14 protein-coding genes and 1 riboswitch are annotated in these 12367 nt (G+C 55.3%); of the genes, 2 read left to right on the top strand and 12 right to left on the bottom strand.

The genetic code is table 11. The features are described 5' to 3' along the window. Positions 1 to 60: 60 nt before the first annotated feature. Positions 61 to 600 carry a DUF309 domain-containing protein gene (locus BJQ97_RS06420; protein ID WP_160155944.1) on the top strand — a complete coding sequence of 180 codons (540 nt, stop codon included), beginning with the start codon at positions 61 to 63 and terminating at the stop codon, positions 598 to 600. A gap of 22 nt (positions 601 to 622) precedes the next feature. Here BJQ97_RS06420 and BJQ97_RS06415 read toward each other — a convergent pair whose 3' ends face one another. The 6 genes from BJQ97_RS06415 to BJQ97_RS06390 form a co-directional block, all read right to left on the bottom strand. Beyond that, positions 623 to 979: a GNAT family N-acetyltransferase gene (locus tag BJQ97_RS06415; RefSeq protein ID WP_160155943.1), complete on the bottom strand. Its 357-nt coding sequence runs from the start codon at positions 977 to 979 to the stop codon at positions 623 to 625. A gap of 111 nt (positions 980 to 1090) precedes the next feature. Continuing rightward, positions 1091 to 1555 (bottom strand): 6,7-dimethyl-8-ribityllumazine synthase, encoded by a 465-nt coding sequence (gene ribH, locus BJQ97_RS06410; protein ID WP_033005258.1) that lies wholly within the window; start codon positions 1553 to 1555, stop codon positions 1091 to 1093. A 20-nt stretch (positions 1556 to 1575) separates the two neighbouring features. Next, the gene (locus tag BJQ97_RS06405) at positions 1576 to 2793 is read right to left on the bottom strand and encodes a bifunctional 3,4-dihydroxy-2-butanone-4-phosphate synthase/GTP cyclohydrolase II (protein ID WP_268892818.1); all 1218 of its coding nucleotides are present in this window, start codon (positions 2791 to 2793) and stop codon (positions 1576 to 1578) included. Continuing rightward, positions 2790 to 3434: a riboflavin synthase gene (gene ribE, locus BJQ97_RS06400; RefSeq protein ID WP_160155941.1), complete on the bottom strand. Its 645-nt coding sequence runs from the start codon at positions 3432 to 3434 to the stop codon at positions 2790 to 2792. The genes BJQ97_RS06405 and ribE overlap by 4 nt, the downstream gene beginning before the upstream one ends. Then, on the bottom strand, positions 3434 to 4531 hold the full coding sequence (gene ribD, locus BJQ97_RS06395) for a bifunctional diaminohydroxyphosphoribosylaminopyrimidine deaminase/5-amino-6-(5-phosphoribosylamino)uracil reductase RibD (RefSeq protein ID WP_160155940.1): 1098 nt from the start codon (positions 4529 to 4531) through the stop codon (positions 3434 to 3436). The genes ribE and ribD overlap by 1 nt, the downstream gene beginning before the upstream one ends. Before the next feature lie 206 nt (positions 4532 to 4737). Continuing rightward, positions 4738 to 4870: riboswitch (FMN riboswitch) on the bottom strand. Between the two features lie 165 nt (positions 4871 to 5035). After that, entirely contained in the window at positions 5036 to 5476 is a 441-nt protein-coding gene (locus BJQ97_RS06390) for a peptidylprolyl isomerase (protein WP_160155939.1), read from the bottom strand. Positions 5477 to 5660: 184 nt separating this feature from the next. Here BJQ97_RS06390 and BJQ97_RS06385 point away from each other — a divergent pair, with 184 nt between their 5' ends. After that, positions 5661 to 6539, top strand: a complete 879-nt coding sequence (locus tag BJQ97_RS06385) for a DUF1002 domain-containing protein (RefSeq protein ID WP_160155938.1) — start codon at positions 5661 to 5663, stop codon at positions 6537 to 6539. 287 nt (positions 6540 to 6826) lie between these two features. Here the strand turns inward: BJQ97_RS06385 and lysA are convergent, their stop codons facing one another. From lysA to BJQ97_RS06355, 6 genes are all read right to left on the bottom strand, one after another. Then, positions 6827 to 8146, bottom strand: a complete 1320-nt coding sequence (gene lysA, locus BJQ97_RS06380; protein WP_160155937.1) for a diaminopimelate decarboxylase — start codon at positions 8144 to 8146, stop codon at positions 6827 to 6829. A gap of 298 nt (positions 8147 to 8444) precedes the next feature. Further along, positions 8445 to 9923 carry a spore germination protein gene (locus tag BJQ97_RS06375; protein WP_160155936.1) on the bottom strand — a complete coding sequence of 493 codons (1479 nt, stop codon included), beginning with the start codon at positions 9921 to 9923 and terminating at the stop codon, positions 8445 to 8447. Then, positions 9871 to 10482, bottom strand: a complete 612-nt coding sequence (gene spoVAEA, locus BJQ97_RS06370) for a stage V sporulation protein SpoVABEA (protein WP_328719081.1) — start codon at positions 10480 to 10482, stop codon at positions 9871 to 9873. Before spoVAEA ends, BJQ97_RS06375 begins: the two co-directional genes overlap by 53 nt. Positions 10483 to 10487: 5 nt before the next feature. After that, positions 10488 to 10838: a SpoVA/SpoVAEb family sporulation membrane protein gene (locus BJQ97_RS06365; RefSeq protein WP_160155934.1), complete on the bottom strand. Its 351-nt coding sequence runs from the start codon at positions 10836 to 10838 to the stop codon at positions 10488 to 10490. A gap of 39 nt (positions 10839 to 10877) precedes the next feature. Beyond that, the gene (gene spoVAD / locus BJQ97_RS06360) at positions 10878 to 11906 is read right to left on the bottom strand and encodes a stage V sporulation protein AD (RefSeq protein ID WP_160155933.1); all 1029 of its coding nucleotides are present in this window, start codon (positions 11904 to 11906) and stop codon (positions 10878 to 10880) included. 18 nt (positions 11907 to 11924) lie between these two features. Next, on the bottom strand, positions 11925 to 12353 hold the full coding sequence (locus BJQ97_RS06355) for a SpoVA/SpoVAEb family sporulation membrane protein (protein ID WP_160155932.1): 429 nt from the start codon (positions 12351 to 12353) through the stop codon (positions 11925 to 11927). Positions 12354 to 12367 lie beyond the last annotated feature (14 nt).

Raw genomic sequence — 12367 nt, 5'->3', positions numbered from 1 at the left:
TTGAAGAAGAGCGGTCCGCCTTCACATCGTGCGGCCCACTTTTGAAAGGAACGATGGCCCATGTATCCAAAAGCGTATATCGAGTATTTGGTCCATTTCCATAGCGACCGCGATTATTTTGAATGCCACGAAATTTTGGAGGAGCATTGGAAACAAGATGGTCGAAACAACGGTTGGCTTGTGCTCATTCAAATGGCAGTCGCTTTTTACCATTACCGGCGCGGCAACGTCTCGGGAGCGCTGCGCCTCATTCGACGGGCGCGGGCGCTGCTTGACGAAGCGCAAGAGATGATCCGGCGGCTCGGCCTCGATGACGAGGAGCTCGCCCGCTTGCTCGACGACACGGCACGGCGGATCGCTCGCGGCGAACCGTACGAAAGCGTCGAACTGCCGATTCGCGACCGTTCCCTCTATGAGCAATGCCAAGCCGCCTGCGCCCGCCGGCAGCTCGTTTGGGGGCAAGCAAGCGACCTAGCAAATCTTGATCTTGTGGATAAACACCGGCGCCGCGACCGCTCGGACATCATCGCCGCACGCGAACAAAAAAAACGGGCCAAAGCGGAAGGAGTTGGCTTCCCTCCCCCTCCGCCGCCCGCCTGAGCTCGGCGCCGCGCTAGTTTCGTTATTCGTTGCACGCATGGCATTTATCGAGAAACGAGGCAGTCCACTCGTTGGCGCACAATCGACGATCCGGGTACACCTCTTTCAATGCCTTGACCATCTGTTTTCCGATCCCTTGATGTCGGTGTGACGGATTGACGCTGATGTGCTGGATTTCCACAACATCCGGAGCGCGCAGCAGGACGCCGATAATGCCGACGATGTCATCCCCTTCTTTCCATAAAAACAGCTGCCAATCGTTGTTTGTTTCATACTGCTTCATCGTCTGCTGCAACCGTTTCAGGTCTTTTTCCGTTGGCATAAACGACAACAGCCCCATGGCGATTTTCTCATAGTTTTTTCGGTAACGGATTAACATAAAAATCCCTCATTATCGACAAACGCTTTTCCGAAATCGAAAAGTTTTTGTCATTTTCTCTATACGTATTATAAACATTCTCACCGATATTGTGAACCATTTCATACCTTTTTACGCAAATGTCCGCAAGACGTTCGCCATTTCGATCGCCGACACCGCCGCTTCCCATCCTTTATTGCCCGCTTTCGTGCCGGCCCGCTCGATCGCCTGTTCAATGGTGTCCGTCGTCAACACGCCGAAAATGACCGGAACACCGCTTGCAAGCGCCGCGTGGGAGACGCCTTTGGCGGCCTCGCTGCAGACGTAGTCAAAATGGCTCGTTGCCCCACGGATGACGGCGCCAAGCGTAATGACAGCATCAAACTGCTTCGATTCCGCCATTTTTTTCGCCACAAGCGGGATTTCAAACGCACCCGGCACCCAGGCGACAGTGATGTCGCTGTCGCTCACGCCATGGCGCGTCAAGCCGTCGATCGCCCCAGACAAAAGCTTGCCTGTAATGAATTCGTTAAAACGAGAGACGACGATGCCGATCTTCAACCCGGTGCCGACTAAATTTCCTTCAATGATGCGCATGTTCGTTTCTCCTCCCATCATTAAAAATGAAGCATATGTCCTAATTTTTCATGTTTCGTGCGCAAATATTTTTCATTTTCCTTTTTCGCTGGCATCTGAATGGGAACCCGTTCGACCACTTCGAGTCCATGCCCTTTTAAGCCGGCGATTTTGCGCGGGTTGTTCGTAAGCAGGCGCATTTTCGTTACACCGAGATCTTTCAAAATTTGCGCCCCGATGCCGTAATCGCGCAAATCGGCCGGAAAGCCGAGCTTTTCGTTCGCCTCGACTGTGTCATAACCTTGCTCCTGCAGCTTGTAAGCGCGCAGCTTGTTCATCAGGCCGATGCCGCGCCCTTCTTGGCGCATGTAAAGCAACACCCCTCTCCCTTCCGCCTCGATTTGCCTGAACGCCGCATGCAACTGCGGACCGCAGTCGCACCGGTACGAGCCAAACACATCGCCGGTTAAGCATTCGGAATGGACGCGCACCAAGGTCGGCTCATCGGGGATGATTTCTCCTTTGACAAGCGCCACATGCTCTTTTCCGTCGAGCACGTTTGTGTAGCCGATAGCGCGAAATTCGCCGAATTCGGTCGGCAGCCAAACGTCCACCTCCCGTTTCACGAGCTTTTCCCGCTGGCTCCGGTAGGCGATCAAATCTTTGATCGTGATCATTTTCAATCCGAACTGGTCGGCGATTTGCCGCAAATCGGGAACGCGCGCCATCGTCCCGTCTTCTTTGATGATTTCGCAAATGACGCCGGCCGGCTTCGCGCCGCATAAACGGGCCAAATCGACTGCCGCTTCTGTATGGCCGGCGCGCCGAAGAACGCCCCCCTTTTTCGCAATCAGCGGAAAAACGTGGCCAGGACGTCTAAAATCGCTCGCTTTCACATTCGGATCAAGCAGCGCCTGAATCGTCGCCGACCGCTCGTAGGCGCTGATTCCCGTCGTTGTCGTTTTGTAGTCGACACTCACCGTAAACGCTGTGCCATGGGCATCCGTGTTATGAGTGACCATCGGCTCAAGCTCGAGCCGCTCCGCCAATTCCTCCGTAATCGGCACGCAGACAAGCCCGCGGCCATGAGTGATCATAAAGTTAATGACATCCGGCGTCGCTTTTTCGGCCAGCGCGACAAAATCGCCTTCATTTTCGCGGTCTTCGTCATCGCAAACGATGATCACTTCCCCGTTTTTCAGCGCCGAAAGCGCCGCTTCAATCGTGTCAAACATGAAGCTTGCCTCCTTTTCCTCTATTTATAGCCGTGCTGCTTCAAAAATTCGGCCGTCAATTTAGAGGTCGGCGTCGCTTTCGCGGCGAGGAAAGCGGCGACGTACTTGCCGATCATGTCGCACTCGATATTAACGAGATCTCCCGGCCGCTTTTCGCCTAAAATCGTCGCCTCACGCGTATGCGGAATAAGCGAGATGGTGAACGTGCGCTCGCTCAGACCGAAAATCGTCAAACTCGTCCCATCGACAGCGACCGATCCTTTCTCAATCATATAGGCGCGCAGTGAGGACGGCACTTCGATTTCATAGTAGACGGCGTTCGCTTTCAGCCACTGCCGGATGACGCGCCCGACGCCGTCCACATGCCCGGTGACGAAATGGCCGCCAAACCGTCCCCCAGCCGCCATCGCCCGCTCCAAATTCACCTTTGATCCCGGCTTTAATGTCTTTAGCGCTGTCGCTTTCACCGTCTCCGGCATGACATCGACCGTAAACTGCCGTTCGGTGAACGATGTGACGGTCAAGCAGACGCCGTTGACGGCGATGCTGTCGCCAAGCTGCACATCTTCGAGCACCCGCTTGGCGCCGATCGTCATCACGATGGCGTCGCCTGTTTGCTTCATTTGTTCCATGGTGCCGATCTCTTCAATAATGCCAGTGAACACTACGATTCCTCCTTCCGTTTCGGCGCGGCGACGATTTTGATGTCCGGGCCGATCGTCTCGATGCAGCGGATGTCAAGCTCCACCGCTTCAGAAAGCCGGGCGAAGCCAAGGCCGCCGACCGGCGTCGGCGCCCCGCGGCCGCCGATCAGCTTCGGAGCGATATAGGCGATGACCTCATTGACTGCTCCCGCGCGGAGGAAGCTGTCATGAACGCGCGAGCCGCCTTCGACAAACAGCGACATCACTTTCTGCTCGCCAAGCAGACGAAGCACATCGCGTACATCGATCTGGGCCGTCGGCATCGAAAATACGCGCACCCCAAGGCGCTCATACGCCGCCGCTTGTTCCCGACTGACAGCGCCGGTGATGATCCACGTTTCTGCCTCCTTGTCAGCGACGACATGGGCGTCAAGCGGTGTACGCAATGTTGTATCCAAAATGATGCGCAACGGGTTTTTCCGCTTTTCCCCAAGACGGACGGTCAGCTTCGGGTTGTCAGTCAAAACGGTGTTGACGCCGACCAAAATGGCGTCATGCCGGGCGCGGAGGCGGTGCACGTCTTCGCGCGCCGCTTCGGACGTAATCCATTTGCTTTCCCCCGTCTCCGTCGCGATTTTGCCATCGAGGCTGCATGCAAACTTCAACGTGACAAACGGCGTTTTCGCGGCGATATAATGGAAAAACATTCGGTTCAGCTCATCCGCTTCTTTTTTTAATATGCCAACGTCAACATCAATGCCCGCTTGGCGGAGCTTGGCAATCCCTTTTCCCGCGACAAGCGGGTTCGGGTCGGTCGTGGCAACGACGACGCGACGAACGCCCGCCTGGATGAGCAAATCGGCGCATGGCGGCGTTTTTCCATAATGGCTGCACGGCTCAAGCGTCACGTACACCGTCGCACCGCGCGCCTTCTCGCCAGCCATGCGGATCGCATAGACTTCAGCGTGCGGCTCACCCGCTTTCAAATGGGCGCCAAGCCCAACGACCGTCCCCTCGTTGACAACGACCGCGCCAACGGCAGGATTGGGAGACGTTTGCCCGACTCCAGCTTTGGCCACATCGAGAGCGAGCCGCATATAATGTTCATCGTTATGCACCGCATTCCCTCCTTCAATAAAAATGAAACCCCCGGGATGTCCCCGGGGCTCATCGATGAGAGAATGACCAATGATGCGCAAACAAACACACGTTCGCCAATCAGGCTATACCGGCCGATTGGAAACAAAAGACACTGTCATGCCTAGTCGGCCGACAGACGCTGCCCATGCGGTCTGAACCGGCCGAAAACAGCCGTGCGCATATTGGCATCCTTCTCCCATCCAGACTATACTGTCGGCTCCGGAATCGCACCGGATCCTGCCTTTCGGCTCGCGGGCTGAGGGGCGGAAAGCCCCATCACCGCCGGTCGGGAATTTCACCCTGCCCCGAAGGATGCATCACTATCATTCATTATGCTCATTATACCACATTTCACAGCAAGGCATCATCAATCGGCGACCCAAATCCAATATATTGCTCCCCACAACAGGCTGGCCGCAAGCAAAAAGAAAAACAAGCGCCAGTTGTTTCGAACAGTCCCATCATCCTCGCTCATGCGCTGTTTACGGTTCGTCACATACTTTCACTTCCTTCATCACGTCGCCGCTTTTCATCGTCCTCACGACGTCCATGCCCGATGTCACTTGGCCAAAGACGGTGTGCACCCCATCCAAGTGCGGCTGCGGCTCGTGGACGATAAAGAACTGGCAGCTGCCGGTGTCGCGGCCGCGATGCGCCATTGACATCGCGCCGGTGACATGTCGGTGTGGATTGTTGTCCGTCTCGCACGGAATCGTATAGCCGGCATCGCCCGTTCCGTTGCCGTGTGGACATCCTCCTTGGCTGACAAATCCAGGGATGACGCGATGAAATGTCAACCCGTTATAAAATCCTTCATTCGCCAGTTTTTCAAAATTGGCGACTGTTATTGGCGCTTCATTCGGAAACAGCTCAAATTCGATTTTTCCTCCATTTTCCATTAAAATATATCCTTTTTTCGCCACAAGCATCCCGCTCCTTTTCGACATCGAAACTGCTTTTATCATACCATGATTGCCAAGTGAAACAAAAGAAAAAATGTCTTTTCAAATTCGTGCGCCCCCTGACCGCGTCGCGTTTTTCCGATAGCCAAGCAGGCGAGCGTACGGTATAATGATAATGCATTTTCGTAAACAGGAGGCGAGCTATGTGAAACGAACGATCGCTTCATCGTTGCTTTGGGCGGTGCTGCTGGCATCTCCGGGCATCGCAGCGGCTGATGCCGCGCCGGGCGATGTTATTGTGACGCTCGGGGAAAACTTAACGAAGGAACAAAAGCAAAAAGTGCTCGACGAAATGAAGGCGCCGGACGGGGCGCAAACGATCACCGTCTCAAACGTTGAGGAGCATAAATATTTGGACGGACTCATTCCGAAAGCGCAAATCGGCACGCGCGCCATCTCGTCGTCGATGATCACGATAAAAGAGCCGGGCTCGGGGCTTCATGTCGAAACGCACAACATCACATGGGTGACAAAAGAAATGTATACAAACGCCTTGATCACCGCAGGGGTGAAAGATGCCGATATTTACATCACCGCTCCGTTCCCGGTTTCCGGCACCGCAGCGCTGACGGGGCTGATGAAGGCGTATGAAATTTCCTCGGACCAAGCCATCCCTGATGATGTCAAAAAAGTGGCGAACGAGGAAATGGTGCAAACGGCGAAGCTCGCCGATTCGATCGGCGCGGACAAAGCGGTCGCCCTGCTGGCGAAAATCAAACAAGAAATCGCCAACAACCCACCACAGACGGACGCTGATTTGCGCGCCCTTATTGAAAAAATCGCCAACGACCTTGGCATTACGCTGAGTGAGAATGAAATGAACAACCTGATTTCTCTTTTCCATAAAATGCAAAACGCTCATATTAATTGGGATCAAGTGAACGATCAACTGAGCCAGGCGAAAGAACAGCTGTCGGCCTTTTTGCAGTCTGAGGAAGGGAAAACGTTCATCCAAAATCTCATTGACATCTTGAAAGAAATTTGGAACGCCATTAAATCAGCGTTTTCATCAAGCAAGCAATAAGAAAAGGCGCCCAACGAGCAACGGGCGCCTTTCCCTTGTTGACACTCCACACGCCTAAAGGGCGTGGGATTCTTGGGTCGTTCGCGTCCTCATCCATTTCTGGTTCAGACAACGCCCAAGTTTAGGGGTGTGTCATCACCCCGTCCCATCGGGTTAAGTTGTACCCCAATGGGCGGCGCACCTGTGACCAGTGCGCGAGGTTAGGCGGCGAAGCCCGAAATCGCTTTGGCGATGTTGATCGCGCCATTCAATCTGTAAAGAACCGTTTTCTTTCAAACCAACGGCCTTTATTTTTTCACTTTCGTTTTCAGCGACAAATCATATTGAATCAAATCTTCATACGTCTCGCGCTTCACAACGAGCTGGGCGTCGCCGTTTTCAACGAACACAACGGCGGGGCGCGGCAGACGGTTATAATTGTTCGCCATGGAATAGCCGTAAGCGCCCGTGCAAAAAACTGCTAAATAATCGCCCGGCTTCGCCTCCGGCAACGCAATGTCCCAAATGAGCATATCCCCCGACTCGCAGCATTTCCCAGCGATGGACACCACTTCCGTCCGCTCATCCAACACTCGATTCGCCAGCACGGCTTCGTATTTCGCCCCGTAGAGGGCAGGACGAATGTTGTCGCTCATGCCGCCGTCAACGGCGATATACGTGCGGACATTGGGCACCTCTTTGCGCGAGCCGATCGTATAAATCGTCGTTCCGGCATCACCCACAAGCGAACGGCCCGGCTCGATCCAAATTTCCGGCAACGGCAAACGGCAAGCTTCGGCCTGCCTTTTCACCTCTTCCACGATGCAGTCGACGTACGCTGTCACTGGAATCGGATCATCTTCCTCGGTATAACGGATGCCGAAGCCCCCGCCGAGATTGACGACCGCAGGAACAAATCCATTCGCTTTGTTCCACGCGGCCAGCTTGGCAAACACTTTTTGCGCCGCCAACACAAACCCAGCTGTTTCAAAAATTTGCGATCCGATATGGCAATGGACGCCGAGCAGCTGAAACGCGGCCGACGCCATGACGCGTCGAAATGCCTCGTCTGCCTGACCGTTGTTTAAGTCAAAGCCGAACTTGGAATCTTCCTGTCCGGTTAAAATGTAATCGTGCGTATGCGCCTCGACCCCCGGCGTGACGCGGAGCAAAATCGGCACCGTCCGGCCGGATGACTCCGCCAGCTCTTCAATCAGCTCGAGTTCGTAAAAGTTGTCAGCAACGATGCAGCCGATGCCGTGTTCAAGCGCCATCGCCAATTCGCCCCAGCTTTTGTTGTTGCCATGAAAATGGATGCGCTCAGGCGGAAAACCAGCCGCGATCGCCGTATATAGCTCACCCCCTGAGACAACATCAAGCGACAATCCCTCCTCAGCGGCCAGCTGCACGATGGCGACGGCGGAAAACGCCTTGCTGGCATACGCGACTTGCGCCCGCACGCCGTGGCGCCGGAACGCTTCTTTAAACGCGCGCGCCCGCGCGCGGATCAACGCAACGTCATAAATATAAAGCGGCGTTCCATACGTTTTGGCCAACTCGACCACATCGACGCCGCCGATTTCCAAATGCCCTTGTTCATTCACGCAGCTTGTCCCGTGAAAAAACATCACAAACCCCTCATTCCTCTATCGAAATCGCATGGCAAAAGCAAAAAAGACAGTTTGCAAAATCGGCAACTGCCTTTACAAAATGGAAAACCGCAGAGCACCATCAGCTCTGCCTTGAAACGGAAGGCCGCACACCCAGCGCTGGGCCATGCAAACGTGCGAAGCGCTGAGGCAAGCACCATCAGTGCAAGCAATTACATATAACTTATCATAATTATACAAAAGTTGCAATAGCGCTAAAACGAAAAAAGCGGCCGCCAATCGATGGAAACGGCCGCTTCCAAATGGATCGTTCGCGTCATGACGGCTGTTTTTGCCGGTCTTGCGGGTGAACGATGCTCGGGCGCACTCTCGCTCCGGCGACCGAACGGCGGACGACAATTTGCATAAATGCTGCTGGATCGAACGGGATGAACGGCCATAAGTACGGTGTATTAAGCGAGCGGATGCTGGCCAGCCAAAGCAAATAAACGGTCGTGCCGATGACGAGCCCCGGCACTTTAAACAAGGCGACAAGAATGACCAATGCCAATCGAGAAATCTTATTCGCCACGCTCAACTCATAGCTTGGCGTCGCAAATGAACCGATCGCCGCCACAGAAATATACAAGATCACTTCCGGCACAAACAGCCCGACATCGATGGCGATTTGTCCGATCAAGACGGCGGCAATCAAACCCATCGCGGTTGACAGCGGCGTCGGTGTATGAATGGCTGCCATCCGCAAAAACTCAATCCCAAAATCAGCGAGCAAAATTTGCACAATGATCGGGATGTTCGTTTGTTTGTTCGGCCCAATAAACGCCCATGATTCGGGCAGCAACGACGGTTCAAGGACGAACAGCACCCACAGCGGCAACAAAAACAACGACGTCAAAATGCCTAAAAACCGCACCCACCGCACAAACGTCCCGACCCCTGGCGACTGCCGGTATTCCTCGGCATGCTGGACGTGGTGGAAAAATGTTGTCGGCGTAATGATGACGCTTGGCGATGTATCAACCATAATGAGCACGTGCCCTTCAAGCAGGTGCGTCGCTGCAACGTCCGGGCGCTCCGTATAGCGGACGAGCGGGTACGGGTTGTATCCTTGCTTGACTAAAAACTCTTCGACTGTTTTGTCGCCCATCGTCAGCCCATCGACGTTGATTTGCTGCAACTCTTTCTTGACGAGTTCAACAAGCCCTGGGTCAGCGACGTCTTTAATGTAGGCGATGCATACGTCCGTTTTTGACCGCTCGCCGACTTGCAAAATTTCAAAGCGCAGCCGCTCGTCGCGGATGCGGCGCCGGGTGAGCGCTGTGTTGACAATAATGTTTTCCACATACCCGTCGCGGGCGCCGCGCACGACTTTTTCCGTGTCCGGCTCTTGCGGCTGCCTGCCTGGATAGCTGCGAACATCGACGGCAAACCCGGTCGATTCGCCTTCAATCAAGACGATGATCAAGCCCGACAGCAGCTTGTCAACCGCTTCATCAAGGCTTGTTACCGGACTAACTTGCTGATGAACGAGTCGATTTTCGATGATCTGCCACGCTTGGGACGCCTGGCGTTCATCATCGTTGATGCGCACGATTTGTTTTAACAATTCGATAATGTATTGCGTGTCGCATAAACCGTTGCAGTAGTAAATATGTACTTCCCGGTTTAGGACATCAATTTTCCGCACGCCTAAATCAAAGCTTGTCCCGATGCCGATCCGCTGTTGCAAAAACTTCTCGTTGTCAACGAGCCGCTTCGCGATCGGCGCTTTCGGTTTCTTTTCTTTTTCCGGCATGGCCACCACTCCTTTCGAGAATCAACTCGACCGCCTTGCGCGTAATCGGCGCACCATATTTCGCATGGTCGCGGTATCCCATTTTGCCGATGTCGCCGATGCCGACGATGAGCGGAATGTTCAGCCGGTCAAGGCAGTAGACCGTATCGCCATTGATCCGCCCGATCTCGAGATCCCGGACGCCTTCTTTATCGACCCCATATTCGGTTATCACGCCGTCACGGTCGATGCTCACATGCACTTTTGTCCATTCATGCTGGTGCGTATTGGAGGCAACCGCCAGCGCCCCGAGCACTTGGATTTGCTCATGCGTCGCCACATAGCGAAGCGCCTGCTCTCCGGCCCCCTCCCCGAGGGCGCCGCAATCGTCAAACATGACAAACACTGGATCGTGCGGCGTTTGCAAAATGAGTTCGACCAACTGTTCACCGCTCAGTTTCGTCGGATTGCCTTGCGAGCGGGAAATGCAACGGCCGCCGATCTCGGCGGCGACCCGCTCAATCGCCCGGCAGGCGAACTCGTCCCCATCCGTTACTAAAATGACTCGTCGTTTTTTCATCATCTCTACCCTTTCGGTTTGCAAGTGAGCGCCGCGGCAAACGAGCCAGCCACGATAAAAGCGAACAAGGCGCCAGCAAATCGGAACACCGCTGCTCCGGTTTCGACAAATCCCTCCGGCCGCGGTTCTACCATGGCCCCTTTCGCCAACCAATACCCAAATCCGCTCAGCGGCATCGTCGCCCCGGCGCCAGCCCAAGCGACGAATGGATCATAGACACCGCCAAAGCCAAGGAGTACGCCAAGGACGACAAGCGAACCGGCGATGCCAGCCGGCGTCCATTTGCCGCGGTCGATGATGAGCTGAACGATGGCGCACAGCAGCCCGCCGGCGAGAAAGGCACGGACGTATTCCATATGACATTCCCTCCTGATCGTTCCCAAATAAAAGACGTCCTACGGCGGCAAATCCAGCTCCTGTTCAGCCGCTTCGATGACGACGCCGTGAGCGATCGCTGGGATCGACTGTTTTTGCTGCACCATCGTTTGACTCAAGAGCGCCCCGGTAGCGACGACAAACAGACGTCGAAACGTTCCGCGGGCGAGCTCTTGAAGCAAATACCCGTACGTGACGACCGCCGAGCAGGCGCAGCCGCTGCCGCCAGCGAACACCTTTTGATCTGGCCGGTAAATCATCAGCCCGCAATCGTTGTAAACGTCGGTCACATCGTAGCCTGATTCAGCAAGCAACTCGCGGACGATGACGCTGCCGACGCGCGACAAGTCGCCGGTGACGATCAAATCGTAATCGCCCGGCGAGGCGCCTAAGTCACGGAAATGCTGCTCGATCGTATCGGCCGCAGCCGGGGCCATCGCCGCCCCCATGTCGAGTGGGTTTTTCAGCCCGGCGTCAACGACTTTGCCGATCGTCGCCGCCCGGACGCGCCAACGTCCCGGCGCGCGGCCAACGAGCGCGGCGCCGGCGCCCGTGACGGTGAACGTCGCCGTTTTCGGCTTTTGCACCCCAAGCTCAGTCGGGTAGCGAAACTGCCGTTCGGCCGTCGCGTTATGACTGCTTGTCGCCGCAAGCGCCCGATCAGCCAATCCACCAGCGACAAACGCAGCGGCTGCCGCCAACGTCTGCATCGAGGTCGAACAGGCGCCGAACAAGCATAAAAACGGAATCGGCAGCTCGCGGGCGACATAGTTCGATGTCGCATTTTGGTTTAACAAATCACCGGCCAAAAACAGATCGACTTCTTCGGCAGAGACGCCCGCCTTTTGCAAGCAGCATTCCACCGTCTCCCGCATCAGCCTCCGCTCGGCCAGCTCCCACGTCTCTTCGCCACAATATAAGTCGCGATGGCAAATGTCAAAATAGCTCCCAAGCGGCCCGTCGGCTTCAAGCGGCCCGACCGCGGAAGCGGCCGCTTGAATGTAAACGCCGTCATCGAACACCCATGTCTGCTTTCCGACACGTTTCATGGCCAATCCCTCTTTTCATCACGGCCAAACAAGGCCAAGGACATAAGCGGCAATCAGACCATACATGACCGCTGCCCCACCAGCTTTCAACATCTGCCCGGCCACCCCGGCCGTCCATCCCTCGCTGCGATGCTCAATAGCAGCGCTGGCGATCGCATTGGCCAGCCCTGTAATGAGCATCGTCGCCCCCGCACCGGCAAATTGGCTGAAATCGTCATACTTCCCGACGGCCGTTAGCACAATCGCCAATCCGGCCATCACCATAGACGCCCACAGATGGGCCTCGACCGGCGAAGCGGCAAACGTGCCGCCATACCAATCAGCAAGCCATTGCGCCAACGCACAAAACGCCCCACCGACAAGAAACGCTTTTACCGCATTGGCGGCGTATGGAGGAGAAGGCTGAAACGCCTTCACCTCACGGACATAATCGGACTTTAATCCCAAGGTTCCTTCCCCCT

Source organism: Geobacillus sp. TFV-3, assembly GCF_009901865.1.
Taxonomy (GTDB): domain Bacteria; phylum Bacillota; class Bacilli; order Bacillales; family Anoxybacillaceae; genus Geobacillus; species Geobacillus thermoleovorans_A.
This window is presented reverse-complemented; position numbering and strand designations above follow the sequence as displayed.

Excerpts from the sequence above, each read along its gene's own strand:
- spoVAD (WP_160155933.1), bottom strand. The coding sequence starts at position 11,906 with ATGAAACGTGTCGGAAAGCAGACATGGGTGTTCGATGACGGCGTTTAC.
- ribH (WP_033005258.1), bottom strand. The coding sequence starts at position 1,555 with ATGCGCATCATTGAAGGAAATTTAGTCGGCACCGGGTTGAAGATCGGC.
- BJQ97_RS06415 (WP_160155943.1), bottom strand. The coding sequence starts at position 979 with ATGTTAATCCGTTACCGAAAAAACTATGAGAAAATCGCCATGGGGCTG.
- BJQ97_RS06365 (WP_160155934.1), bottom strand. The coding sequence starts at position 10,838 with ATGGAATACGTCCGTGCCTTTCTCGCCGGCGGGCTGCTGTGCGCCATC.
- spoVAEA (WP_328719081.1), bottom strand. The coding sequence starts at position 10,482 with ATGAAAAAACGACGAGTCATTTTAGTAACGGATGGGGACGAGTTCGCC.
- BJQ97_RS06420 (WP_160155944.1), top strand. The coding sequence starts at position 61 with ATGTATCCAAAAGCGTATATCGAGTATTTGGTCCATTTCCATAGCGAC.
- BJQ97_RS06375 (WP_160155936.1), bottom strand. The coding sequence starts at position 9,923 with ATGCCGGAAAAAGAAAAGAAACCGAAAGCGCCGATCGCGAAGCGGCTC.
- lysA (WP_160155937.1), bottom strand. The coding sequence starts at position 8,146 with ATGTTTTTTCACGGGACAAGCTGCGTGAATGAACAAGGGCATTTGGAA.